The sequence below is a fragment of the Devosia pacifica genome, assembly GCF_014652635.1.
GTDB lineage: Bacteria > Pseudomonadota > Alphaproteobacteria > Rhizobiales > Devosiaceae > Devosia > Devosia pacifica.
The window spans coordinates 244,791-271,144 of record NZ_BMZE01000002.1; the positions used below are offsets into that span (position 1 = coordinate 244,791).

Below are 26,354 nucleotides of genomic sequence, written 5' to 3' on the forward strand. Positions count from 1 at the left end.
GATGCGGCTCAAGGAGAAGATCTGCATCGTCACTGGCGCCGGCCGCGGCATTGGCAAAGCGATTGCCGAAGCGTTCGTACGTGAGGGCGCATTCGTCATAGTCGCTGAACTCGACCCGGGGACCGCTGCTAGCACCGCGGAACTGCTCGGAGACAGCGCCGAGTCCTTTGTGCTGGACGTCACGGATCTGAGCAGCGTCGAGGCGCTGGCGGATCATGTTCGCACCAAACACGGTCGGCTGGATGTGCTGGTGAACAATGCCGGCATCAATGTGTTCTATGAGCCGCTTGAGACCACTGACGAAGAATGGTCCCGGTGCATGTCGGTCGACCTCGATGGCGTTTGGCGCATGTGCCGCGCCCACTTGCCGCTGATGCTCGACAAGGGCGGCGCGATCGTCAACATCGCCTCGTCCCACAGCTTCACCATCATCCCCGGCACCTTCCCATATCCAGTCGCCAAGCACGGCCTGTTGGGGCTGACCCGCGCCCTCGGGATCGAATATGCGCGCCGCAATATACGCGTGAACGCGATTTCGCCGGGCTATGTGGAAACCCAGCTCGCCGTTGAATACTGGGACGAGTTCGAAGACCCGGAGGCAGCGCGGAAAAAGACCTACGACATGCACCCGCCCGGCCGCATTTGCCAGCCCGAGGAGGTCGCAGCGACGGCGCTCTTGCTCGCCAGCGATGAGGCCCCGTTCATCAACGCACAGAACATTGTCATCGACGGCGGGCGCTCGGTTCTCTACCACGACTAGACAAGCCGGACTGGAACGGAGAGATAGCGTTGGATACGGTCGACCGCGTACTGGTCAAACCTCGCGTGCACAAGATCGTGGTGAAGGAACTTGCTGTACGCATTCTGGATCGGCGCTGGACCTCTGGCATGGCGCTGCCTACCGAACCTGAGTTGTGCGAAGAACTGAATGTCAGCCGCAGCGCCTTGCGCGAAGCCATAAAAGTTCTTGGTAGCAAGGGACTTTTGACGACCCGACCACGAGTGGGAACAGTAATTCAGCCTACCGAGAATTGGAATCTGCTCGATGAAGACCTGTTACGTTGGTCCATGGATCTTGCTCCCAGTCCTCAACTCGTGCTCAGCCTTATCGAGGCAAGGCAGGCTATAGAACCGGCAGCCGCACGTCTGGCGGCATCGCGAGCTTCGGCGAGGGATATCGACCCCATTGAGAGGGCTTTCGATGAAATGTCACGATACAAGGCAGAGCAGGATTTCGAAGCTTTCAATAATGCCGACATAGCCTTTCACACGGCATTGCTGAGAGCCAGCGGCAACGTCGTTTTTCATCAACTGGCCAACATGATAGGCACAGCCCTAGCCTACTCGTTTCGCGTTACGATGGAACGCGCGCGAGAACCGGGCGCCTCCCTTCCCAACCATGGCGAAGTGATTGAGCGCATCCGCGCCAGGGACGCCGAGGGTGCATTTGCCTCCATGTCGCGTCTTCTCAACATTGCAGTAGTGGATTTGGGTCTGGGTAGCGGTTCTTTCGGTACACGGTTTACTGACTCGGCAATCTCTCAAGAACCTACATGACATTCTGCCCAGCTGCGCCCATTTCGCGAGCCGGTTTTGCGACTTCCTCAGCCGTACTGAGTTTGCCTCCCACCGCCGGCGAAGACTTTGGGTGATCAGATATCGGTTGGTCCGCAGACAGGACGCGGGGGACACTGGGTCACCAAGGCCGGGCTTCATTGATCGCAGAAGATACTCCCGAAAAATGGTCCACAGACATACCAATAGCCGTTACACATAGAGCCACTGTCTCATAGGAGGAACGAGTGGACCTTCTTGCTCTTGCCGATTTCAATCTAGTCGCCCGCCATGGTGGCTTTGGAAGGGCGGCCCGTGCAGCAGGACGGCCCAAGGCTACGTTATCGCGCCGCGTTAGCGAACTGGAAGCCGGACTTTCGGTGCGGCTTTTCGAACGAGGAGCGCGCACCCTCAAGCTTACCGAGGAAGGTCGCGCGCTTTTTGAGCGCACGGGACAATTGCTCATAGAGCTCGACGAGGCTGCTACGTCTATCGCGTTTGGCGGAGCCAGCCCCCGTGGTCGATTGCGAATCAGCGCGCCGCTCTTATTTTCGCAGACGGCTATGGGAAAACTCGCCGCGGAATTTGGGATGAAGTATCCCGAAGTGCACCTTGAGGTGACGACCGATCGAGAAGTCGACATGATCGAAGAGGCCTATGACCTGGTCATCCGAGTTAACCCTCAACCCAATGAAGCCCTTGTTGGCCGGGCCTTCCTGCGCGACCGCCTAGTGGTCGTAGCCGGCCCGGCGCTTATCCGTCCGGCAGACAAGGTGGCTGTTCCGGCGGTCGTGCGGGGGCTTACCGATCGCGCAACCGAATGGAAAATAAAAACCTCCAACGGCAATGGTGTCATGACGGTCGAGCCAGTCCTGCAACTGTCTTCGATGATCATGGTCCGCGACGCGGTTCTGACTGGCATTGGCGCGGCGCGGCTCCCCATATCGCTTGTAAGCCATGACTTGGCCGCCGGGCGCCTTGTGCACTGGGGCGATGTCGATGCGCCGGACATCGCGTTATGGACACTTTATCCGTCGCGCCGCCTGTTGAGCGCGAGGGTCTCAGCCTTTCTTGAACATCTCAAGCAGTCCTTTCCAAAAGGCACGCCTGACGAACTATCGGCATATATCGGCCACTGAAGGCAAAATAGCCTCCGCGCTGTCTGACAGCATGGACGGCACTATTTCCTATTACCGAAATTTCCTGCGAGCGAAGGCCAAGGAACACGGGGTAGTCCTTCGAGCCTCGGGCGAATTGACGCCCGGCTCTTAGAGTCTCGACATCGCCAGGACTTGTCCGGCTCAACGCTGCACCGCCCACGAACCAGGACGACGCCTCTTCAGTCCAGCCACATCGATCCGCTGGTGAGACGCTGCGTCTAGATTTTGCGGCTATTGGCGTCAAACTTGGACAGCTACTTTCAAAGGGCACAGAGGCACAGCCACCGGCGCAAGGCGTCAGGTTCACCCAAAAGCACTTGAAAGGACAAGTTCCATGCAGACGACAGGAAATACCATTCTCATCACCGGCGGTGGCACGGGCATTGGCAAAGCGCTCGCTCACCGCTTTCATGATCTGGGCAACACAGTCATCATCGCTGGGCGAAGGATGGAGGTTCTGCAGACGGCAATCGGCGGACGGCCCAATATGCACGCTTTGACACTTGATCAGGATGATCCTGCCAGCATCGCAGCCTTTGCCGAAAAACTTGTGACGGAATTTCCCGATTTCAACGTGCTGATCAACAGCGCCGGCATCATGCGCATGGAGATGGGGATCGATAAAGCGCGCGATCTGAGTGATGCGGAAACCTCTGTCACCAGCAACCTGCTTGGGCCGATCCGGCTCACCAACGCACTGATCGAACATCTCAGCGCTCAGTCAAACGCCGTCATCGTAAACGTCACCTCAGGACTGGCTTTCGTGCCCCTGGTGATCGCCCCCACCTATTCGGCAATCAAGGCTGCCATTCACAGTTACACGATTTCGCTGAGAGCCGTGCTCAAGGGCAAGGTCGAGGTCATCGAACTGGTGCCGCCAGCGGTGCAGACGGATCTGACCCCCGGCCAGAAGACCAACGAGCGCTTCATGCCACTCGATGCCTTCGCCGATCAGGTCATGGCTCTCTTTCAGCACAAGCCGACGCCAGCCGAAATCCTTGTTGAAGGGGTCGACTTCATGCGCAATGCCGAGGCCGAGGGCCACTTCGATGCCACGCTGGCGGCGATCAACCCGTTCTTGAAATAGGTCAGGATCGTCTCCTCATCTCACCACCGAAGTCACCCAGGCGGGGTTCCTCGCGATGAATTCGGCTGGCCAAAAATCAGAAGGAAAATGCAAATGACGAACCAAACTGACGTTCTCCCCGCCGACGATCTAAGCCGCACGGCAACCATCGTTCATGCCGATGATCCCGGTCTCCTCCATCTCGGTATTGGCGCGGGTACCTACACGGTCGTGATCTCGGGAGACCTGACTGGCGGTCGCTACACCATGCTCGACATGTTCGTGCCGACCGGTGGTCCGCCGCCGCATCGACACGACTTCGAGGAGATCTTCCATATCCTGGAAGGCGAGCTTGAGATCACCTTCCGTGACGAGGTGCATCTCGTCGGGCCGGGCCAGATCATCAATATTCCCGCCAACGCTCCACATGGTTTCCGCGTTGTCTCTGCCACACCAGCCCGCTTCCTCTGCATCTGCCTGCCGTCCGGACAGGAAGAGTATTTCAAGCTGGTCGGCGAAGTCCTGCCCGCTCGCACTACCCCACCCACGCCTCCAAGCCCGGAAGTCATGACTGAAAGGCGCAGCATCATGCTGGCCAATGCGGCCCGCTTTCACAGCGAATTCTTGCCTCCTCGGGCTTGAGCCAAATACTCACACAAGGCAAATGAAAATGACGATCATCACCCATGCCCAGTACTCCGAAGACCACGCAGTTCTGGCCGCGATCTGCCATTCGTTCCCGAATGGCTTCCGGGAATTAAGAAGGGATAATTGGACGCAAACTGCTCTTTCTGGGCCATTATTGCTTGGCCGAGAGTTCCTTCTTTTCATCTCGGACGGCATTTATGCGAGCGGGGGCTGCACTGGTCGGCCAGTCTTTAATTGAACAACCATGGCCTTGGTTCAAATAAGAGGCCGAAGAGGGCCAACGGTCGAGGCCCCCGCTCACAACGATTGGGCCCACCATCGAGTGATCACCAAACTTTCAATAGAACGCCTGCTGGCGATGATCAGTCGTGAGCCAGTTAAGCAGCCGCCGCGACTTGTGGTGTCGCACCGGCTCCTGGGAAGAGAAAGCGCTTAAGTGGAGACAGAGTCGTAAGCCAGCCGGAAGCCGATGTGGCTGGTCGACGTATCCGTCGTGTTGGGATGGCGCGCCGCTATACGGTACCGATAGCAATACGAGCGGTGGCAAAGAAATGACCCACCCTTCATGACCCGTTCGTTGTGAGCCGTGGCATTGAAGTTGTCCGCCTTACTGGCTTTGGCCAAGGAGCGTACGCTCCATCGGTCCGCCGTCCATTCCCACGTATTACCAGCCATGTTGTAGAGACCGTACCCGTTTGGGGCGAAGGAGCGGGCGGGAGCTACCCAGCGGAAGCCATCTGCTCCGGTGTTACGGTTAGGAAACTGTCCTTGCCAGACATTGCAGGGCATGAAATCGACATCATCGGGCTCCTGGTCGCCCCAGGGAAACATCGGATCCGTCAGTCCACCACGGGCGGCGTGCTCCCACTCCGCCTCGGTAGGAAGTCTGCCACCGGCCCACTTGGCGAAGGCGGCCGCATCATTCCAGGTGACATGGGTGACGGGGTGATCTTCTCGGCCCTCGATCTTGGAGCCCGGCCCTTCCGGCTCCTTCCAGCAAGCGCCATCAACACAACGCCACCAATCTGTACCGACCGCGGCCAGGCTCGACATGTCAGCAGGCAGCATGTCGTAAAAGACGAACGACCAGCCAAACCGCTCTGTTTCCGTTTCGAAACCGGTTGCGTTGACAAATTCGGCGAAGCGTCTGTTCGTTACAGCGGCAGCATCCATTCTAAACGGCTTCAAACGAACCAAGCTTTGCGGCGACTCTCCGTCACCCTGGTGTATCGGTTGAGATGTGCCTAGTCTCGCCACGCCACCAGGTATCTCTACTGTCTCGACGAAGCGCGGCATGCCCCGAGCCGTCAGCGGCATCTCAGGGAGACCGACCGTTCCCCTACCGCTCGCTACGCTGCAGCAACTACCCATTCAGAATGTCCTCTTACCCGGCCGATGGTGATTGGTGCTTAAGGGAAGCAAGAGCCCTTACTGCAGGATTCTCTCCACCTCACCCGGCCCGACAGCGTTTTCTGCGCCAGCGACCACATGGCAAGTCGGCACCTGCGGGGTCTGGCTAAAGCAGGCGTTCAAGTCCCCAACACCATATCGGTTGTCGGCTTCGACATGACCCTTTCGCGCAATACCTTTCGTCACTCCTGACGACGATCTATGGGATAGGCCGCAAGGCCTTGAACATCTGACCGATCGGCATGAGGGTCGGCTTCCCGAGCACGTCAACGGGATCGTCTAACTGCCATTCCCCTGCCTTGCCCGAGAAACTGCCACAAGACCCGGCATAGCCCCGCTCTCTAGCCTAGCTCGGGTCTCGCACCCTATCAGCTCTGTCCACTGCTACGGTCTTCCAGACGAAAATTGGCCGGCGGTTTCCAGTGCGGGTCGAGAAGAGGATCATTCGTTTCTTCCATCCACTTCTCCAGGCGATCTCGTAGGTCTGCAACGATATCGCTGTAGTCTGGATCGTTCACCAGATTAACCTGCTCATGCGGATCAAGCACCGAGTTGTAGAGCGCCTCCCGGTCTGGGGCCTGTTTGTGCCAACCGTGCGATCTCATCAAGGTTTTGGCATCGCCATCATCCACATTCGGAAGGATCCGAAACTCCGCGCCGTCAAATCGGCGCATGAAGAGCCACGCTCCGCGGCGAATCGAGCGCATCGGTTCCGCAGCTGCATGGCAGGTAACCTCGGCAAACAGTTCATCGCGGATGCTCTCCGACTCGCCCGCTACAAGCGGACGCAAGCTCGTCCCGCGCAGCCATTCCGGCGCGGCAATTTCTGCAAGCTCGGTCAGGGTAGGAAAGATGTCGATCTGCGAGACCATGGCATCAACGACCTTCCCTCCGGAAAAGCCCGCCGGTCCCCGCATTATGAGGGCAACACCCGTGCCGGCATCACCCACCGTACATTTGGCATTCGGCCAGGGTAGCCCGTGATCTGTTGTGAATATAACAAGCGTATCTGCGCTGAGCCCGGTTTCGTCGAGCGCCTGAAGAACGTCTCCGACCGCATTGTCTGCAATGCGCAGGCTTGCATGCAAACGCGCAGTGTCCTCGCGGATCTCGGGGGTATCGGGATAGCCGGCCGGAACCGCGATATAGCGTGGATCATCGGCCTCTGTTGCCTCAGGGTAAACGCGATGCGTCTCGCTGAAACCCACCGACAGAAAAAAGGGCTTCTCGCTACGCCGGCTCCGCAGCCAGTCCGCTGCCGCGGGTCCGACGTCGTAACCATGAAAGCTACCCGGAAAAACCACTTCGCCGTAGCCCAGTTCGGAGAGTTCATCCTCGGGCGCAACGTGCTGAAAACCAACCAGGGCGCTTTCGTAGCCGGCAGCGTTTAGGACATTCGCCAGATGCTGCGAGGGATCGCTAAGCCTCGCCCCGCGATGGACCAGTCCGATCATTCCATTTTCGTGCGGCCAGTTCCCAGTGAGCAAGGCAGCGCGGCTGGGGCTGCACGTAGGCGCAGCAGAGAATGCCCGTCTAAATAAGACACCCTGACGGGCAAGACCCGCAATATGCGGGGTTGGGACGGCATAGCCGTACGGTGATACGAACCGGCCCGTGTCGTGAGTGTGAATATAGATGATGTTCGGTGCCACCCGCCCCTCCTCGCATTCAAATAGTTCAAGGGGGCAGACTGCCCCCTCGGTCCTTGCAAACCGCGCTAACCAGCGCGGTCCAGAGCTTCGTTGCCGGCCGAGACAAGAGCAGCCCCGGCATCTTCAGGTGATCGAGCCCCGAAGGCAACTTCCTGGCTTGTCAGAACCAGAATGGATTCGTTGATTTCGCCGGCACCACTCGGCGAGGTCACCGGAGGGGGACTAAGTAATGGCCCAAGCCCGCCGACATACTCCACCGCTGCTCTACCAGCCTCGTCCATGCTTGAGGCAATGCCCTCGCGCACAGCGGCGGAACACGGAATACCACGCTCAGCATTCAAAATGCGGTTGGCCTCAATGTCGTTGACGAAATAGCTGACGAAGCGCGCCGCCGCTTCCTTGTCGCTGGAGTTGTTGCTGACTGAAAAGAACATGGATGGACGGCGGTAGTGTCCACCCGGGGCGTCTGTGGCGATCCGCGGCAAATTGGTCAAAACGAGCTTGTCAGAATTGAGCGCCTGGTAAGCGACCAGCAGGTTCGAGAATTCCGCAGCCATCGCGACTTTGCCGGTGGTGAGAGCCGATGTTGCAGGGCTCGTATCCAGAGCTTGCAGTTCTGCGGATAGACACACACCGTCATCGCGCATGCGCTGCCACAACGCAAACCACTCAGCAGCATCCTCGACTGAGAACCCCATACGGCCTTCCGCGGTGTAAAGTGATTTGCCTCGCTGACGCAGCCAGTTCTCGAGTGCCGACCAAGATCCAGAGGCGTCTGTGATGACCGCTATATCCTCTCCCGCCGCAGCAAATGCCTCTCGCATATCCCACAAATCATCATACGTTGTCTGCTGCCCTGGCAGCTCGATCCCTGCCTGTTGGAACTTGCTCGTATTCGCTATCAGGCCAGCCGCATTAGCGCCGAGACTTATCGCATACAGCTTGCCGTCGACGCGCCCCGCCTCGAGCTGATCTACATCGAAATCGTTGAGCTTGAGAACGTCTCCAACGAACTCGTCGAGCTCGGCTATTGCGCCACGGCTCGCATACTCGGCGACGTATCGCCCTGCGCCATCCATTTGAAGCACGTCAGGCGCCTCACCAGCAGCGGTCTGCGTAGCGACCTTGGCCCAATAGTCGGAGAATGAAAGAAATTCACCGTCAATTGTTACTCCGTGCTCAGCTTCATAAGCGTCCAAGACCGCATAAGTGCGATCGGCACGGTTCTGCCCGCCCCAGAATATGAGCCTTAGCCTAGCGTCCTGGGCGAGCGCCGGGCTCAAGTGTCCCGCAGCCAGTAATGCCGAACAGGACATCAAGAACTGCCGGCGCCTCATCGTGATATTCATAAGAATCTCCTCTCCAGAATTCGACAACCCAGTCACCGCCCGTTTCCTCGCCAAGGCGCGCAGGATACTACGTGCCCATCGGGGCGTGACAGCAGCCGACTGGGCCGAAAAGCACTGTCATGGGGCCATGGATCGCAAAGATTTGTCGAACCGTTCGCCGCCCCTGCTTCTTCCGGCGGGTGTTGGCGGCGTCGGCTTGTCCAACCTTCGAACGGAACATAAGCACAGGCGCGGCCATCTTTAAAAATACGAAAGATCGGCAGCAATATAGACGTAATCTATGAGCTGAGGAGCCATTATGGATCGATCGTTGCGCCAATTCCTGGCTATCGCCGATGCTGGGAGCATCACTGCGGCAGCTCGTGCGCTCAATGTGACGCAGCCGACATTGACGGTGAACATGCAGCGTCTTGAAAGGGAAGTTGGCGTACCGCTGCTCACGCGGACTTTCGAAGGTGTACGGCTAACCAGCTACGGAGAAATGTTCCGCGACAAGGTGCGCCAGATGCAGCGCCTTTACGACAATGCGGTGATTGATCTGCGCGATACCAGAGAACGGGCGCAGACAGGCATCTCCATGGCCTGCGGATATACCTGGTGGTCTCTATTCGTGCGACTTATGGTGAGAGAATATCATGCTGAGCATCCGAGCGCCCCGATCAAGGTCAATATAGGCGACCAGATCCAATGTATGGATCAACTTATCTCGGGCGATATCTCCTTGTTCGTCTCCAATGAGTTCGACGGGCTCAAGAGCAACGTCGGAGCGAAGTTCATTCCCCTCAGCCAGTCCCGCACCGGCTACTTCGTACGCGCCGGACATCCACTGCTGGCAGCGCCTCAGTTGCGCGCCGATATTCTCAGCCACCCTCTCGCTATAACCGCGCCTCCGGAAAATCGTTTTCGCGGCTTCATGAATGAAACGCAGCGGCTCGAGAGTATTTCTGTGGTTTTCGAGCACAGTGCTTTCTCATTCGCGTCCAACTCAATGGCTGCATGTGTCGACTACGTTCAAAATACCGAAGCTGTACTGGCCCACACCCGGCTAATGGCCGATACCTTCCGGGAGCTGGGCCTTCACGAGATTGAACAGTTGGAGCCAAAGCGTCCGCAGACGGTCGGAATATACCTTTTGGCAGAGCAAGCGAACGATCGGAGAGTTCACTCACTTGTTGAACGTGTCATTTCAGCCGGGCGGTCTGTACTTCCGCCGCTTGAGGGTCGTTAACCTGCAACACCGACTTCTGAGTACCGAAGCCCGTGAACCTCGCCAAAGCCTCCCATTGAGGTTCGTTTATCATATTCGTCAACTACGCAGCGCCTCGGCCCATTAGTCGCTCACCTCGACGATCGATGACTTGGCCCACCGAACTTGCAAAGACCGTCGATCGATGTGCTTCAAGCTCGAGGTGAGTGCTCGAAACAGAACAGAGCAACGAGGACCATCGATGTCCGCGCGGAAGGATGTCGTCCTGCGATATCCTTAACTTCGCCCTGGCTGCGCACCGCAGTTGGCGCGAGTTCAAGGGAAAGATCTACGCCCTGCACAGGCAGATCTACGCCGCGCCGTCAGTTTTGACGTCAGGCAAGGCGAAAAGCCTGCGCCCGAAGCTGCAAGACGCCAAACGCACAAGGACCTTTCGGCCGTGGTTTCGGCAATCGAAGCGCGCGACGGCAAGCAAGCCGAGGAACTCACATCGGATCATCTGATGCGTACCTTGTCGACCATCAATATCTGGCACTGAGAACTGGCGCCGGTCGCCGCTTAGTCTGCGCGCTGCGGTTGTTCTAACTGCTGCCCCATCTGGGTGAAAGCCCGGCCTGGGCAAGGTCTCCGAACGCCGCTTCAGCAACGACACGAACATCTCTTGACTTGTATGGAAGACGAGGCGATCTTGTGATCCTCTGAGCGGGATAACCTCTCAGGAACGGCCGGAGACACGTCATGGGCCCAAGGGCCCAGCCAGGGTATGTGGTAAAGCGTGAGCTACGCGGTACGTCTTCTGTCTGACCGATGCCGACCCACGGACAGTTGCTCGTATCGACCTTCTGAGTTGCCTGCCCAGTAAACAACCGTGCGGTCGCGGTTGGCGGGAACCAACACCCTCCCAGCAACGCCGCATCTGGTGACCCTGAATGGGGCAGTGGGGAGGCGAAATGGCAGAAGCGGCAAGCGAACTCGAGCAGTATCTGTTCGACCTCAACGGGTACATAGTGATCCGGGGTGCGCTGTCTGCTGATGAGTTGGCGGGATGCAACGCGACGCTGGACGAAGTCCAAGATTTTGTCGGGGACGGCTGGCAAGGCAATGTTCGGCTCTACAACAACGTCGAACGCCAGGAAGGACTGATCCTTCAGCAGGTCTATGAGGCGGGCCCTTCTTGGGAAGCGCTGATCGACCACCCTGCCTGGTTCGCCAAGGCGGTCCGTTTCATCGGCTCCGACGATCCCGAGAATTTCGACGGCTTTCATGGCCCCGCATTCATCGACGAGTGCTTTGCCTCTGTGCGCGGCCCGGGCCAGGCATTGCGTCTGCATTCTGGCGGACATGTCGGCACAATCCGCACGCAGTATAGATTCCACGCCGGCAAGTTTCATTGTGGCCAAGTGAACGTATTGGTGGCGCTCAACGATATCGGTCCCGGCGATGGTGCCACCATGGTCATTCCAGGCAGCCACAAATCCAATTTGCGGCATCCACAGACGGTGGCGGTCGACAAACGCGACGAGCCGACCTCGGTCGACGGCATTGCAGGCGCGGTCGAGGTGCATCTCAAGGCCGGCGATGCGCTGATGTTTGTCGATGCGATCATGCATGGATCGGCGCGCCGGACGAACCCCGGCCAGAGGCGCATGACGGTTTATCGCTATGGGCCGAGCTGGGGCTATTTCCGGCATGACATGGTGCCAAGCAAGGGGCTTCTGGAGCGCCTGACGCCCGAGCGCCGCCGCATCGTAATGCCACACAAATTGCCGGTGACCGCCATCGCTTGAGGAGGAGTGGCGACCGCACACCGGTGCCACCAAGAAAGAGGTGCGTTCGTCAGCGGCAAGGTTGGCCCCACGGCAGAGGAGTCCGGGGGCGAGACAAGACTAAAGCGATCAAGGGAGGAACACATGAACAAACTGAACAGAAGGCATTTTCTGGGAGCCTCAGGCTCCGTACTGGCCTTGGCGGCCATGGGACGACCGGCATTTGCCCAAAACACCCAGATCCGCCATTTCTGGTGGGGCAATCCGGAGCGCGACAAGCGCACCTTCGCCGTCATCGACATCTATAATGAAAAAACGCCCGGTGTGACGGTCGTGGGCGAAACGCTCGGTTTCGCCGACTATTTCACAAAGCTGACGACCCAGATCGCCGGCGGCAACATGCCCGATGTGATCCAGCAGGGGTACGGAGTGCTGTTCGAGTACATCGCCAACGGCGCTGTTGTGCCGCTCGACGAGTACATCGGCAACAGCCTCGACATCTCCAAGATCGACCAGAGTGCCATTGATGCCGGCACCGTGGACGGCAAGTTTTATGCCCTATCCATCGGCGCCAATTCGCACATGGCAATGTACAATACCCGCATGTTCGAAGAAGCTGGTGTCGTTCCGGGCGAGACCTTCGATCCCTATGCCTACACCTATGATGAGCTGGCCGAGTTCGCCGCGACCATCAAGGATGCAACCGGCGTACCAGGTACTGACGACAACACAGCGGACTACCAGAACTTCTCCGACTTCGTCGTCCAAAAGGGGGCGATGCTCTATAACGAAGACGGCTCGTACGGTCCTACCCAGGAGATCGTCGAGGAATACTGGTCGACTTGGGAGAAGATCCGCAATGCCGGCGGCACACCGCCCGCTCAGGAAACCGCCGGCCTTGCAGGCGTCTCCGAACTCAGCCAGATGGGCGTCGTCACCGGCAATACGGCCATGACCTATCTGTGGAGCAACCAGCTGGTTGGTGTCCAAAGCCTGATGGAGGACAAGCTCGGCGTTGCCACATATCCCAACACGCCGGATATGGTGCCGGGATCGGTGATCCAGCCAAGCCAGTTCGTCTGCCTCACCCGTGACAGCAGCGATCCTGAAGCCGCCACTGCCTATATGAGCGCCTTCGTCAACGACCTCGAGATGACCAAGGTACTTGGCCTCGAACGCGGCATCCCCAGCCAGAGCGAAGTGCGTGCGGCCCTGCAGCCGGATCTGACCGAAGTCGAGGCGCTGTCGGTCGAGTATTTCGACAAGATCCAGGGCAGTACGGCCGCGTTGCCGCCGCCGCCGCCCAGCGGCTCCAACGAAGTCGAGCAGACATTCGAACGTCTGGCCGTCGCGGTGCTGCTCGAGCAACGCTCCATCCCGGAAGTCGCCAGCGACTTCCTCAGGCAGGCCAACGCCATTCTGCGACGCGCCTGATAGCGACGATGCGACCCGCCGTCCTCTGGGCCGGCGGATCGCTCCCGGTTTAGCGTTTGGAGCCAGACGTGCTGAAATTCTTGCGCCGCAACTTTGCCGGCTATGCGTTCCTGTCGCCTTGGCTGGTGGGCTTTTTCCTGCTCGCTATCGGGCCGATTCTGGCTTCGCTGTATCTCAGCTTCACGAAATACAATGTCGTGCGCCCGCCCCAATGGATCGGCCTCGAGCACTATTTCTACATGTTCGAGTTCGACGACCGCTTCAAGAAGGCCCTGCAGGTCACATTCACCTTCGTTGTAATTTCGGTGCCGCTGAAACTGATATTCGCCCTTGGCGTCGCCATGGCACTGGACAAGGGGATCCGCGCCATCGGCTGGTATCGGGCGCTGTTCTACCTGCCCTCGATTCTGGGGGGCTCAATCGCTGTAGCGATCCTGTGGCGCCAGCTCTTCAATTACGAGGGCGTGGTCAACTCGGTGCTGAGCCTCATAGGCATTCAAGGGCCTTACTGGCTCGCCGATCCTGACTATGCGCTGTGGACGCTGATCGTCCTCGCCGTATGGCAATTCGGTTCGCCGATGCTGATTTTCCTCGCGGGCCTTCGCGCCATTCCGCAGGACCTCTATGAGGCCGCCGAGATCGATGCGGCGGGACCGGTGAAGAAATTCTTCGCCATTACCGTGCCGCTTCTGGCGCCCGTGATTTTCTTTAATCTGGTGCTGCAGATGATCGAAGCCTTCAAGAGCTTTTCGGGCGCCTTCATCATTTCCGGTGGCTCGGGCGCACCACTCGACAGCCTGCTGTTCTTCACCGTCTATCTCTACAACGAGGCCTTTTCCTTCTTGCGCATGGGCTACGCCTCGGCGCTGGCCTGGGTGCTGCTGCTCATCATTGCGCTGTTCACCATCGTCGCATTCTGGACCAGCAAATACTGGGTCCACTACGAGAACGAGAGAGGCTGACGATGACAGACGTTTCCGCCTCCACTACCGCCGAGATCGCTCGCGAATACCGCGCAGAGCGGGCCCGCCGCGCCAAGCGTGCCGCTGTTCTCAAACATATCTTTCTGGCACTCACTTCCCTCATCATGATCTATCCGCTGATCTGGATGCTGGCCGCATCGCTCAAGCCGGACACGCAGATCTTCGGCGATATTGGGCTTTGGCCGGGCACGTTCGAGTGGCAGAACTACGCACAGGGCTGGAACGCGCTTCCGGTCAGCTTCACCACGTTCTTCTGGAACTCCACCGTGGTGACGGTGCTGTCGGTAGTCGGCAACGTGATCAGTTGCTCTTTTGCCGCCTACGCTTTCGCCCGGCTCGAATTCAGCGGCAAGACCATCTGGTTCGCATTGATGATGATGACGTTGATGATCCCGTATCACGTGGTGCTCATCCCCCAGTACATCCTGTTCATGAACCTGGGATGGGTCGATACTTATCTGCCGCTCATCGTGCCGAAGTTTCTCGCGGGGGACGCCTTTTTCATTTTCCTGATGATCCAGTTCTTCCGGCAATTGCCAAGGGAACTGGACGAGGCGGCGATGATCGATGGTTGCTCACCGTTCAAGATCTACTGGGCGATCATCATGCCGCTGTCGCTGCCGGCGATGGCCACGGCGGCCATCTTTTCGTTCATCTGGACCTGGGAGGATTTTCTGGGCCCCTTGGTCTACCTCAACGACCAGGCCGACTACACCGTGCCGCTGGCGCTGCGCAGCTTCATCAGTTCGGACGGTGTCAGCCAGTATGGGCCGATGTTCGCCATGTCGATCCTGTCGATCCTGCCCATTCTCCTGTTTTTCATTGTTTTCCAGCGCCTGATCATTCGCGGCATCGCGATGAGCGGCCTCAAGTAAAAGGACGCTCATGGCTTCCGTCACGCTCTCTGAAGTGCGCAAGGCCTATTCCGGCTTCGCGGTTATTCACGGCATCGATCTCGAGGTGCAGTCTGGTGAGTTTTTGGTGCTTGTCGGCCCTTCCGGCTGTGGGAAATCAACACTGTTGCGCATGATTGCCGGGCTTGAGGAGATCACCGACGGCACGATCTCTATCGCCGACCGCATCGTCAATGATTTGCCGGCCAGCCAGCGCAATCTGTCGATGGTGTTTCAGTCATATGCGCTTTACCCACATATGAGCGTGCGCAAGAATCTTGCCTTCGGGCTATCCAACCTGCGCATGCCAAAGGACGAGATCCAGCGTCGCGTTGCCGACGCGGCGCGCATCCTCCAGATCGAGGAATTGCTGGAGCGCAAGCCGCGCCAGCTGTCTGGCGGCCAGAAGCAGCGCGTTGCCATCGGGCGCGCCATCGTGCGCGAGCCGCAGCTCTTCCTGTTCGATGAACCGCTCTCCAATCTCGATGCCGAGTTGCGGGTGCAGATGCGCGTCGAGTTGGCCGGGCTCTACAACCGCCTGGGCACGACGATGATCTATGTCACCCATGACCAGACGGAAGCCATGACCATGGCGACCCGGATCGCGGTGCTCAACAAGGGCAATCTTGAACAGATCGGGACCCCCTACGAACTCTACAATGCGCCGAAAAATCTGTTTGTCGCCAGCTTCATCGGTTCACCCAAGATGAACCTGCTTTCGGGCAAGGCAACAGGCAACAAAATCGAACTGCCGGGCTTCGGCGCCCTGGCTTTTGTCGGCGCGGCTGGTGAGATGACCGTGGGCGTTCGCCCGGAGCATCTCTCGATCGGCGAACCGGATGGTCGGAGAGCCGAAGGCACGGTGACGCTGGTGGAATATCTTGGCAGTGAAGTGTTCATCTACGTCGCCCTCATCGACGGGCAGACGCTGCTGGCGCAGGCGCCGGGAAATGCCAGCTACAAGCGCGGCGACAAGGTTCATCTGAGCTTTCGTGGCGCCGACGCACATTTCTTCGACAGCAAAGGACTGCGCATCGAGGCGCCGCGTTGACGCATCCTCTGCTCGAAAAGCTGCGCACCACCACCGTAGGCGATCATGTCGGGCGGCGCGCCGACCCGTCTCGGCGAGCGCTTCTAGAAGAGTGGAATCGGTCTGGTGTCCGCTTTGTTTCAAGTAGCGATCGGCTGACCGAGCGCTACTATCAGGCCGTCAGCGAGCTGTTCGATTGCATCGGGCCTGCGGACGATGACACGCCGATCCTCCACGAAGGTGGCATCTATCATGGCTGCTGGCTCGAGAGCACCGGGACCATCAATGCCGAACTTCTCAGCCGCTTTCTACCATCGGTAACCACCGCGACCTATTCCGCGTTCGCCAACCACCAACGCGAAGACGGTCTCTTCCCCTATAAGATTACCGCAGGGGGGCCGGCATTCAGCCAGATCCAGCTGGTCAGCCCTCTGGCCCGCTCGGTCTACAACCATCATCGTCTCAACAAGCTCGACAGCGGCTGGCTGAGACACATGTATGACGCCATGTCGCGCTACGATGGCTGGCTGGCGACGCACCGGGATTCACTGGGAACTGGTGCTGTCGAGGCATTCTCGACCTACGACACCGGCCATGATCTGTCCTCTCGGTTTTGGCATGTGCCGGATAGCCCTTTTGGCAACGATCCGACGCGCTATGATCCGCAAAATCCTCTCCTGCCGTTTATCGCACCGGACCTGACGGCCAACGTGACGTGCCAGCGCACGTATCTCGGCCTGATCAGTCAATCGCTCAGCATCGATGGAACAGAGTGGCACAAAAAGGCGGAAGCCAGCCGCGAAGCCCTGTTCGCGCAGTGCTTCGAGGCGGAGGACGGTTTTTTCTACGACCGCGACCGGCATGGCAGGTTTGTGCGTGTTCAGTCGGAGGTGCTGCTGCGGGTGCTGGCCTGCGAAATCGGCGATGCCGAATTGTTTCGATCGGCACTCGAACGCTATCTGCTCAACACCCGCAAGTTCTTTGCCAAATTTCCATTGACGTCGATTGCACTGGATGACCCGCGGTTCGACCATAACTTTGCCCAGAACAGTTGGGCAGGGCCAAGCAATTTCCTCACACTCATCCGCACGCCACATGCCTTTGAGCATTATGGTCACTATACTGAACTGACGTGGATCATGCTGCCAGTTGTTGCGGCGCTCACCGATGCAGATCGCTTCCCGCAAACGCTCAACCCGTTCACTGGCGCCGCCGGATTCACAGAGAAATACTCACCCGCAATCCTCTGCCTGCTCGATTTCGTTGAGCGAATGTCCGGTATATTGCCGCGTCCCGACGGGACGGTCTGGTTCACCAGCGTCCTGCCGAAGCCTGTGCTGCACAAGCACGAGACCTGGGAGGCCGCCTACGCACGAACGATCGACGGCGTGACGTTCGAGCTGGTCAACACCGAGGCTGGTGGAGAAATCTATCGCGACGGCCCCCTGCTTTGCCGCTTTCCGCCAGGAACCCGCGTTGTTTTGAGTCGATCTGGTCAGATCGAAGGCGTGGTAAACTTGGTGAGCGTGAAGATTGATGACAGCATTTGGTACGAAGGCCAGGAGTTGGCTATCTCTATCCTGCCAAACCAGACGCTGGCCATAAGAGGCGGCGCTCCATTCTCCGCTCAGGGCCCCGAACTGGTGCTGCCGCAGTACGCCTAAGAAGACGTTTCGCATCAGTGGAGGCGGGACCGTTGTCTTGAGGCATGACCGTGCTGATATTGTCGGCAATGCGGTTAGCCCAAATGTTCAGGGCGGTTCTCGTGGAAACCCAATGATTCCTTTCATCGCAGGCGCTCGCGCCTGACACCGCAGGGCTGATGGTCAAATCGAGTTTGCAAGCTCCCCTGGATAGACGACGGCCATGCAAGAGCCTTGGCGGGGCTGGCTCACTTCAAGAATGTCGCACAGTGCCGAGAGGCCCTACTCGGAACGGCTGTCTCTTGATCTCTTTGGCGAGAACCGGAACGTCTCGTTTCCAACCCGAATTCGACGCCTGTGCCGCTACAGGGTAGTGCGATTTGGTCGCGAGGCTTTGAATATACGAAATGAGGGCGTTGAGGCCGGCCAGCCTCAAGTCAACAGAAACACATCCGCCGAGAAATGGAGGGCAGCTCGTCTGATACGCTTGCTACATTTAACTGAAGTCAGAGGTGCCCATTCAGCCATTGAAGCCGAACCGCCCGCTCCGGTATCGCCCCTAAGCGCGCTCTATCTCAATCAGGCTTCCCTACTCCGGTCGTCCGACGCGTTTACCTTCGCCGATCGCGTACGCAGGCATCGCAGGTTCTCTGGTTATGAGGCGGTCGCCAAGTTGCGCCCGTCAGCTCCGAACAGCAGGATGTCCTTCGACTCCGCAGCAAAATTCACTGCCTCTCCCTGCTTAAGCACAATATCGCCGGAGAGCACCGCGAGCCACTGCGCACCTGTCGCAAGACGGAAATTTACGATTGTCTCGTTGCCCAGCCGCTCAACAAGATCGACCGTGCCTTTCAACGCGCCGATACTGTCAGTCGTAAGCACATGCGGACGGATTCCCAGCGTCAATTCGTCGCCGACGTTCAGCTTTCTGCCCGATAGGGGGACCATCACGTCCACCAGCTCGTCCGAGCCAACTACCACGCTCGTGGCATCCGCCGAGCGCACCTTCACCTTGGTGAAATTCATCTTCGGTGAGCCGATGAAACCGGCCACGAAGAGGTTGGCCGGCGAATTGTACAAATCGATGGGCGCACCTTGCTGCTGGACCTCACCGCCGTTGAGAACCACGATCCGGTCCGCCAGCGTCATGGCTTCGATCTGGTCGTGGGTTACGTAAATCATGGTGGCGCCAAGCTGCTGGTGCAGCTTCGAGAGCTCCATGCGCATGTCGACGCGCAGCGCAGCGTCAAGGTTGGACAACGGCTCGTCAAACAGGAACACTTCGGGCTGGCGCACAATGGCGCGGCCAATGGCGACACGCTGACGCTGACCACCCGAGAGCTGCGATGGCTTGCGATCCAGCAAATGCTCCATCTGAAGGATCTTTGCCGCGTCCATCACCTTGCGCTCGCGCTCCTCTTTCGGCGCGCGTGCCAGCGTCAGGCTGAAGCCGAAATTCTCGGCGACGGTCATATGCGGATAAAGTGCATAGGATTGGAATACCATCGCGATGCCGCGATCGCGTGGCTCGACATCATTGCACAGCTGATCGCCGATCCACAATTCGCCCGAGGTGATATCCTCGAGCCCCGCCGTCATTCGCAGCAAGGTCGACTTGCCACAACCCGATGGGCCGACGAACACCACGAACTCGCCATGCTCGATCTCGAGATCGACGCCCTTGATCACGTCCACTGCGCCGAAACTCTTGCGCAGATCCTTCATCTTGAGTCCGGACATTGCTCGAATACGCTCCGTTTCAGCCCTTGATGGCGCCAGCGCTCATGCCCGCCACGATCTGGCGGTTGAAGAACAGGAAGACGACCAATGGGGGAATTGTGATCAGCAGGATGTTCATGAAGAGCAGGTTGTACTCGGTCACGAACTGGCTCTGAAAATTGTAAAGGGTGAGCTGCACAGTGGCGTTTTCGCGTCCTGGCAGATAGTACAGCGGATTGACGAAATCGTTGAAGATAGCAACGGTCTGAACAACGATTACGGTGACCGTAACCGGCTTCAGCATAGGCAAGATGACTCTGAAGAAGAGGCTCAGCGGGCGTGCGCCGTCGATGATCGCCGCCTCATCGAGTTCTCTCGGGATGGTTGCAATGAAATTGCGGAAGAGGATCACCGAGAACGACATGTTGTAGGCCACCTCGATCAGCACGAGGCCGTGGATCGTCTTGAAAATCCCCAGTTGCTGCATCAGCGTGATGGTGGGCACGACCGCCGGCGGCATCATCAGGCCGGCGAGGATGAAAAAGTCGACCCAGGGCGTCCACCACGTCACCCGACGCTGAAGCACGAACCCGACAAGCGCCGAAAGCACCACCAACAGCGCAACCGAGGTCACCGTGATCACGGTCGAGTTGATGTAAGCCGTGATCAGCATGAAATCACGGGCCTGAATCACCTGCACGAAGTTCTCGACGACGTGAAAGCTCGTCGGCCAGGAAAAATCCATCTGGGCGGACTGCTGCTGATCCTTCACCGCCATGAAGATGATGAAGATGAACGGCACGACGAAGACAACCAGAGATATGGCGATTGCCGCGGCGCTTAGGCCGTATTTCTTAACCCAGCTCATCGCGTCACCACCTTGCGATTCAAGAACATGTTCAGTGGCACCGCAAGCACTGCAATCAACACGAACAGCACGACATTTCCGGCTGTGGAAAGACCATAGAAACCAGACTGGTACTGCTTGTAGACAACAGAGGCCATCACGTCAGACGAGAAGCCTGGCCCACCTTTGGTCATCGTCCAGATCAGATCGAATAACCGCAGGCCGCCGATGAACGAGAGAATAATGACGGTGAACATCGCGGGGCGCACAAGTGGCAGCGTTATATGCCGGAACTGCTGCCAGCGCGTTGCCCCGTCAATGCGTGAGGCTTCGTAGTAATCTGCAGGAATCGACACGATACCGGCGATATAGATGACAGTTGCGAGACCAACGCCACGCCAGACATCGACCAGCGCCACCGAATAGAGCGCAAGGTTGCGGTCGACCAGCCAACCCGGTCCGTCGATGCCGATCATCGCCAGTGTCTCGTTGATGACGCCTTCCGTCGGGTGCATCAGAATCGTGAAAGTGATGCCAACCCCCACGGTGCTGACCAACACGGGGAAGAAGACTACCGAGCGCAGAAAGTCCCGTGCGATTAGAGGCGAGGTCAGCAGCACCGCCAGCGCCAGCCCGAGGACCACCTTCAGGCCGGAGGTCACAAAGGCGAAGATGACGGTATTGATCAGCGCCTGGTAGAGGAATGGCTCCTGGAAGAACTGGATGAAGTTGTCGAAGCCGATGAACTCAGAATTGAAAAGCGTCCACCGGGTGAGGCTGTAGTATAGCGAGGTGATGGTCGGCAACAGGAACAGAATGCCGTAGATCGCGGCTGCAGGATACAGCAGCCAGATCGGATACATGGACGCCTGGCGGTCCTTGACCCTCGATTTCTTCGGCGCATTCACTGCGCCCGCCGTTGCCACTGCCATCGCTTCTATCCAAGCCCCATGCAGAAATAGACATGCCGCCCCGCGCAAAGCGGGGCGGCACTCGGGACGATCTTACCAGCCTTCTAGGCCAAGCTGCTGCGCCTGCTTGCGCACGTCCTGGTCGTAGAGTTCGGCAGCGCTTGCAGGATCGCGGAAACCGGAGCCAACTTCGACTGTGATCTGCTCAAGAGCTGGCCCCTTGATCGGCGACAGGAACTCGAGAGCAGGCTCGACACGCCCTTCTTCGAAATAGGGCAGCATGTCACGCACGGCGGGCACCACATCATCAGGCAGACCGCAGCCTTCGATCAGGTACGGCCCATTTGCGCCGACCGCATCGATCATCGCCTCGCAGCCCTCGACGCTCGCGATGAAACCGAGGAAGTCCATCGCAACTTCAGGATTTGAGGTGGTCTGGGGCACGTACACACCAGCCGGCATCCAGGTGGTCAATCCGTTGCTATCAGCATCATCGCCAGGCAAGGCAAAAAAGCCGATATCGTCGACCTGATCCGGATAGTTGGTTTCCAGCGAGGGGATAGCGAAGGTGATCATCGGATAATGCGCACCTTCCTTGTTGGCGAGCATTTCCAGGCCTTCCTGGTAGCCGAGGGCGTTGAAATCCTCGTTGGTGTAGCCGGCCTCATGGATCGCCGCGAGCCGTTCGAAGCCCTTCTGCGCCGCTTCACTAGTGGCGTATTTGGCTTCGTTGTTGGTGTAGCGCTCGGCAAAGTCCGGCTCTGCCTGCAGCACGTTGTAGAAATCGGCCAGAACGAAGATCTGCGATGTCCAGCTCTCGCGGAAAGTCTGAATTACCGGAATGTACCCGGCCTCATCGATCGCGGAATTGTTCTCCATGAAGGCATCCCATGTCTGCGGGACTTCAAGACCAAGCTCTTCATAGATTGCGCTGTTATAAAGGATGCCGCCGCCTTGTGCTGCGCCATAGGGCACACCGAAGACCTCGCCATCAGTCGAAACCACGCTCTGGAAGGCTTCCTGAACGTTGTCCATGAAAGGCTGGTCGGTGAGCGGCATCAAGGTCTGCTGCGGCGCGATGGCCTGTAGGAGCGAACCCGAGTTATAAACGAAAATATCGGTCATCTCGCCGGTTGCCAGGCGGGTCTTGACGATATTGTCACCCTCGCCGCCACCCGGACGGATTTCCAGCTCAATGCTTACGTTGGGGTTCTTTTCCTCATACGCCGCGACCAGCGCCTCTGCGATATCGACAGTGCTCGGGCCATTGTCGACGAGCCAGGTCAGTTCGACCTGATCCTGCGCATATGCGGGCGCGGCCAGTGAAAGGGCCAACGCGGTCGCGCCGCCCATAGCCAGTGTTGCGTTCAACTTCTTGAGCATCATTTTTCCTCCCTTGGTGGCACCCGCAGCACAGGCCACGAGCACAGATGCAAAACTAGTGCGAGTTACGGCGTGTTGTTTGAGGGCGCAGCCACGTCGAGCCCCTCTCGTAGTGGCGCGATCTCAAAGGTTACCTTGTGCGACCCCGGAGAAAGCAGGACGTCAGACGAGGCATCGACAGCCTCTCCATCGACAGTCGCATTCGAGTATTCGGGGCGCAGACGCAGCACGCCGCGGCTCTCTGCAGGCACAGCCACATCATATGTCACGGTGCTGGCACTCAGCGTCCAACTGGCAGCGATGTCGCCGCGCTTGCTCGTGTGCCGAGCGGAAACCGGCGCCAGTTCCGGCAAAATTACCGGCGAAAACACAATCTCCTCAAAGCCAGGATTCTCTGCAGTGGGGCTAAACCCGGCTACTGCCTCGAACAACCACTGGCAAACCGCCCCATAGGCATAGTGGTTGTAGGAATTCATCTGCGGATTAAAGATCGAACCATCTTCCTGGATCGCATCCCAGCGCTCCCAGATCGTCGTGGCGCCGCGCTTGACCTGATAAAGCCAGCCGGGAACCTCCTCCTGCAAAAACATCTGCTGCGCCAGTCCCAATTCGCCAAGCTTGACCAGAGCGGGCAGCAGTGCCGGCGTTCCGATGAACCCGGTGCCAATACGGCCACCGCAGCGGGCGATCGCGTTACGGAAATGCTTGCGCACACCGTCGAGCTTGTCTTCCGGCACGAGATCATGGACGACCGCAAGGGCGTACGAAGTCTGATCGTCTCCACCAACGCGGCCCGAGGGGGTGATAAATTCATCCTGGAAGGCGGATCTCACCTTGGCTGCCATTTCGGCCATGCGCTTGGCGATTTCGTTTTCGCCAACGCGCTTGGCAATCTGCGAGACGAGATCGGTGCAGATATACAGGTAGATCGTTGCCGAGGCTTCATCGCTGATTGTCGGTAGCGGCTTCGCACTCGGGCCTTTCGGCTGAAGCCAATCGCCGAAAGAAAACCCACGCTGCCCCCATGCACGCGGCGGCGAGACGATCGGTCCATCGCTGATCGACCAGACGAAATCTGCCCATTTCACCATGGCCGGCAAAGCTTCGCGCAAGATCGCCTCGTCGGCATAATGCAGGAACAGCGTGTGCGGGATGATTTCGATCGCATCGCCCCAACCGGTGCTGCCGAAGAATCCGGGGTAGAGGTCCGGACGCATGCGAGTCGGATCAGGCGAGACGTGCGGAATCGCACCATCCTCGCGCTGATCAGCCATCAGGTCGCGGACATACTTGGTCAGAAAACCATGGCTGTCGTGCAGGTAGCATGCGGTCGAAGAAAACACCTGCGCATCGCCAGTCCAGCCGAGACGCTCGTCGCGCTGCGGGCAGTCGGTCGGCACTTCGATGAAGTTTGCGCGCTGCGACCAGATCGTGTTTTCGACAAGCCGATTGACGAGTTCGTTCCCGGACGTGAACGAGCCGATCAGCGGATAGACGGAGCTGATGGGCACCGATTTGACGTCGGTGACATCCGCCTTGCCTTCAATCGTTATGCGCGCATACCGAAAGCCCTGAAACGTAAAGTGCGGCCGGTAGGATTCGGGCACCCCGCCCTTAAGCGTGTATTCCAGGCGGCATTCAGCGGTACGCAGATTGCCATTGTAGAAATTGCCGTCCTTGTCGAGGATTTCAGCGTGCTCCACGATCACGCGTGCGCCAGCCTCGCCGATGACCGTGAAGGCTACATAACCGCCGGCATTCTGTCCAAAATCATGAATGGCGCGGCCTTCTTCATCCTGCCAGCTTTTTACGGAGGCCAGCGGGTCAAGCTCATGCACCGGCTTGCATTCGTGCGGCACCAACAGGGAGGTGTCGAAGCTGATGACTTCAGCTCCCTGCTCCGCCGCTCCGCCTTCCAAACGGGCGTCATAGATCTCGCCGAAATAGATTCCCGACTTACGAATCGGAAGCTCGCCGCTTTTCCAGCTCTCGTCGGTGGCAACCACAAGATCATCACCCGAGGTCAGCTCGGCAATCGCTGCGATCTGATCACCCCAGGTGTTGTGGATGGGGCGCTTACCCCACATCAGCTGCGAGCGGTACCAGCCATCGGCGAGCCAGATCTCGATTGTATTTTCGCCTGAGACCAGAGACTCCGAGACATCATAGGTCTGATAGGAAATGCGCTGATCGTACGCCGTCCAACCCGGCGTCAGAATGTCGTTGCCGACCCTCTTGCCATTGATGAAACAGATATAAGCTCCGAGGGCGCTGATACGCAGTTGCGAATCCGCCGGCGAACCTTGGAGCGTGAACGTCTTGGTCAGGAAGCTCGCGGGCCGCTCGACGCCCTTATCACTCAGCGGGCGAACCATCTGCGCCTGCCAGGATGAAGTTTGCGTCTTCTGCGCTCCAAACGAACGCTCGCCAGCCAATTCCACTTAACCCTCCCACGGCCAGGCCGTCTTGGTGCGGCCATGACCTGTATGTATCGTTCTACGTATAACCTTATACATCCACGAACGGCGTGCAATCGCTTTTTTGGAAAAGTGATGCCATAAAGGCCTTTTCCGCATGAGACCGGCCGATTCATGGACAACACTTTCGCGCCCCCGCTAAAGAAATCGCGCGCCAAGCCAGCCCCGGCGCGCGTTACAATTCGCACTGTCGCGGAGGATGCCGGCGTTTCCGTTTCGGCGGTGTCGAAGGTTTTGCGCAATGCCTATGGCGTCAGTGACGGCTTGCGCGCCAGGGTCATGGCTTCGATTGAAAAGCTCGACTACCGGCCGAGCGCTTCGGCACGCGGCATGCGCGGACAAAGCTACACGCTCGGTGTACTGCTAACCGATATTCGCAACGTGTTTTTCGCCGAGATCATGGAGGGTATAAACGATACTCTCGCTCCTACCCCCTATCAGCCCTTGCTCGGCGTCTCGCAACTGCGCAGACGTGTCGAGCGGTCACTGGTGGACGCGATCATCGACCGACAAATGGATGGTTTGATCCTGGTGGCGCCCCGCATGCCGTTGCCCGAGATAGAAGACGTCGCCAAGCGCCTCCCTACGGTGGTGATCGGCTCGCATCCGGCAGGAACGTCTCGTTTCGACACCGTCAACAACGACGACATCCTGGGCGGAGAAGCGGTGGTCGATTATCTCAACGGGCTTGGCCTGCGGCGCATCACCTTCTTCACGCTCACCGAACCCGATGACGATGACGACGAAAACACCGTGATGATGCATCGCGAGCGCGGGTACGTCTCTGCGATGACACGGCTCGGCCTCGATGTGAACATCGAGCGCGCGGCCCACGATACAGTGGCGGAGGCCGCCAGACGACTCGTTGCATCAAAGGACCGCCCCGAAGCCATTTTCTGCTGGGGTGACGCATGGGCACTTCGCGTTATCAGTGCAGCTACCGATTTGGGCGTGCGTATCCCGCAAGACATCCGCGTCGTGGGATATGACAACAATCAATACTGTGAGCTGGCACAGAACAGCCTGACCAGCGTCGACCAGTCTGGCCGTGAGTTGGGCAAGCAGGCCGCCAGGCTCCTAATTGAGCGCATAGAGGGCCGCCGCGAACCCTATCATTTTACTGTCACCCCAAGTCTGATCGTTCGCAACAGTACCGGTGGGTAGTAGTCTCACTCATTGGCGTGGGCGGCTACGGCTTCGTCGCGATGCTGATGCTGATGCT

At 58.5% G+C, this 26,354-nt stretch carries 22 protein-coding genes; 14 read left to right on the top strand and 8 right to left on the bottom strand.

The annotated features are described in order from the left end of the window. The first annotated feature begins 1 nt into the window (after position 1). The 5 genes from IE127_RS08295 to IE127_RS08315 all read left to right on the top strand — a co-directional run bounded on the left by IE127_RS08295 (position 2) and on the right by IE127_RS08315 (position 4,422). Positions 2-760: an SDR family oxidoreductase gene (locus IE127_RS08295; protein WP_189425168.1), complete on the top strand. Its 759-nt coding sequence runs from the start codon at positions 2-4 to the stop codon at positions 758-760. A gap of 29 nt (positions 761-789) precedes the next feature. Beyond that, positions 790-1,557, top strand: coding sequence for a FadR/GntR family transcriptional regulator (locus IE127_RS08300; protein ID WP_189425170.1), 768 nt, complete (start codon positions 790-792; stop codon positions 1,555-1,557). Positions 1,558-1,802: 245 nt separating this feature from the next. Next, a complete protein-coding gene (locus IE127_RS08305; protein WP_189425173.1) occupies positions 1,803-2,693 on the top strand; it encodes a LysR family transcriptional regulator in 891 nt (296 codons plus the stop codon). Between the two features lie 355 nt (positions 2,694-3,048). Continuing rightward, on the top strand, positions 3,049-3,801 hold the full coding sequence (locus tag IE127_RS08310) for an SDR family oxidoreductase (protein ID WP_189425175.1): 753 nt from the start codon (positions 3,049-3,051) through the stop codon (positions 3,799-3,801). A gap of 93 nt (positions 3,802-3,894) precedes the next feature. Then, a complete protein-coding gene (locus tag IE127_RS08315; protein ID WP_189425177.1) occupies positions 3,895-4,422 on the top strand; it encodes a cupin domain-containing protein in 528 nt (175 codons plus the stop codon). Positions 4,423-4,860: 438 nt separating this feature from the next. Here the strand turns inward: IE127_RS08315 and IE127_RS08320 are convergent, their stop codons facing one another. Then, positions 4,861-5,745: a formylglycine-generating enzyme family protein gene (locus IE127_RS08320; protein ID WP_308430294.1), complete on the bottom strand. Its 885-nt coding sequence runs from the start codon at positions 5,743-5,745 to the stop codon at positions 4,861-4,863. A gap of 114 nt (positions 5,746-5,859) precedes the next feature. Between IE127_RS08320 and IE127_RS19905 the strand changes: the two genes are divergently transcribed. Continuing rightward, positions 5,860-6,030, top strand: a complete 171-nt coding sequence (locus tag IE127_RS19905; protein WP_189426058.1) for a substrate-binding domain-containing protein — start codon at positions 5,860-5,862, stop codon at positions 6,028-6,030. Positions 6,031-6,206: 176 nt separating this feature from the next. Here IE127_RS19905 and IE127_RS08330 read toward each other — a convergent pair whose 3' ends face one another. Together IE127_RS08330 and IE127_RS08335 are read right to left on the bottom strand one after the other, a co-directional pair. Further along, the gene (locus tag IE127_RS08330) at positions 6,207-7,490 is read right to left on the bottom strand and encodes a sulfatase family protein (protein ID WP_189425181.1); all 1,284 of its coding nucleotides are present in this window, start codon (positions 7,488-7,490) and stop codon (positions 6,207-6,209) included. Between the two features lie 65 nt (positions 7,491-7,555). Further along, positions 7,556-8,839 carry an ABC transporter substrate-binding protein gene (locus tag IE127_RS08335; RefSeq protein ID WP_189425184.1) on the bottom strand — a complete coding sequence of 428 codons (1,284 nt, stop codon included), beginning with the start codon at positions 8,837-8,839 and terminating at the stop codon, positions 7,556-7,558. Between the two features lie 298 nt (positions 8,840-9,137). On the opposite strand from IE127_RS08335, the gene IE127_RS08340 reads away from it, so the two are divergent. The 7 genes from IE127_RS08340 (at position 9,138) to IE127_RS08370 (ending at position 17,816) form a co-directional block, all read left to right on the top strand. After that, a complete protein-coding gene (locus IE127_RS08340) occupies positions 9,138-10,067 on the top strand; it encodes a LysR family transcriptional regulator (RefSeq protein ID WP_189425186.1) in 930 nt (309 codons plus the stop codon). Between the two features lie 929 nt (positions 10,068-10,996). Continuing rightward, on the top strand, positions 10,997-11,833 hold the full coding sequence (locus IE127_RS08345; RefSeq protein ID WP_189425188.1) for a phytanoyl-CoA dioxygenase family protein: 837 nt from the start codon (positions 10,997-10,999) through the stop codon (positions 11,831-11,833). 123 nt (positions 11,834-11,956) lie between these two features. Continuing rightward, entirely contained in the window at positions 11,957-13,246 is a 1,290-nt protein-coding gene (locus IE127_RS08350) for an ABC transporter substrate-binding protein (RefSeq protein ID WP_189425190.1), read from the top strand. A 68-nt stretch (positions 13,247-13,314) separates the two neighbouring features. Then, positions 13,315-14,208: a carbohydrate ABC transporter permease gene (locus IE127_RS08355; protein WP_189425192.1), complete on the top strand. Its 894-nt coding sequence runs from the start codon at positions 13,315-13,317 to the stop codon at positions 14,206-14,208. Positions 14,209-14,210: 2 nt separating this feature from the next. Next, positions 14,211-15,104, top strand: a complete 894-nt coding sequence (locus IE127_RS08360; RefSeq protein WP_189425194.1) for a carbohydrate ABC transporter permease — start codon at positions 14,211-14,213, stop codon at positions 15,102-15,104. A gap of 10 nt (positions 15,105-15,114) precedes the next feature. Continuing rightward, the gene (locus IE127_RS08365; RefSeq protein WP_189425195.1) at positions 15,115-16,173 is read left to right on the top strand and encodes an ABC transporter ATP-binding protein; all 1,059 of its coding nucleotides are present in this window, start codon (positions 15,115-15,117) and stop codon (positions 16,171-16,173) included. Beyond that, the gene (locus IE127_RS08370) at positions 16,170-17,816 is read left to right on the top strand and encodes an MGH1-like glycoside hydrolase domain-containing protein (RefSeq protein WP_189425197.1); all 1,647 of its coding nucleotides are present in this window, start codon (positions 16,170-16,172) and stop codon (positions 17,814-17,816) included. The genes IE127_RS08365 and IE127_RS08370 overlap by 4 nt, the downstream gene beginning before the upstream one ends. A 633-nt stretch (positions 17,817-18,449) precedes the next feature. Here the strand turns inward: IE127_RS08370 and IE127_RS08375 are convergent. From IE127_RS08375 to IE127_RS08395, 5 genes are all read right to left on the bottom strand, one after another. Next, the gene (locus IE127_RS08375) at positions 18,450-19,535 is read right to left on the bottom strand and encodes an ABC transporter ATP-binding protein (protein ID WP_189425199.1); all 1,086 of its coding nucleotides are present in this window, start codon (positions 19,533-19,535) and stop codon (positions 18,450-18,452) included. Positions 19,536-19,554: 19 nt separating this feature from the next. Continuing rightward, entirely contained in the window at positions 19,555-20,382 is an 828-nt protein-coding gene (locus IE127_RS08380) for a carbohydrate ABC transporter permease (protein WP_189425201.1), read from the bottom strand. Beyond that, complete coding sequence (locus IE127_RS08385) at positions 20,379-21,224, bottom strand: carbohydrate ABC transporter permease (RefSeq protein WP_373297317.1); 846 nt, start codon at positions 21,222-21,224, stop codon at positions 20,379-20,381. The genes IE127_RS08380 and IE127_RS08385 overlap by 4 nt, the downstream gene beginning before the upstream one ends. Before the next feature lie 141 nt (positions 21,225-21,365). Next, positions 21,366-22,655 (bottom strand): ABC transporter substrate-binding protein, encoded by a 1,290-nt coding sequence (locus IE127_RS08390; protein ID WP_189426059.1) that lies wholly within the window; start codon positions 22,653-22,655, stop codon positions 21,366-21,368. 65 nt (positions 22,656-22,720) lie between these two features. Further along, on the bottom strand, positions 22,721-25,030 hold the full coding sequence (locus IE127_RS08395; RefSeq protein WP_189426060.1) for a family 78 glycoside hydrolase catalytic domain: 2,310 nt from the start codon (positions 25,028-25,030) through the stop codon (positions 22,721-22,723). Between the two features lie 216 nt (positions 25,031-25,246). Between IE127_RS08395 and IE127_RS08400 the strand changes: the two genes are divergently transcribed. After that, positions 25,247-26,296, top strand: a complete 1,050-nt coding sequence (locus IE127_RS08400; protein ID WP_189425205.1) for a LacI family DNA-binding transcriptional regulator — start codon at positions 25,247-25,249, stop codon at positions 26,294-26,296. Positions 26,297-26,354 lie beyond the last annotated feature (58 nt).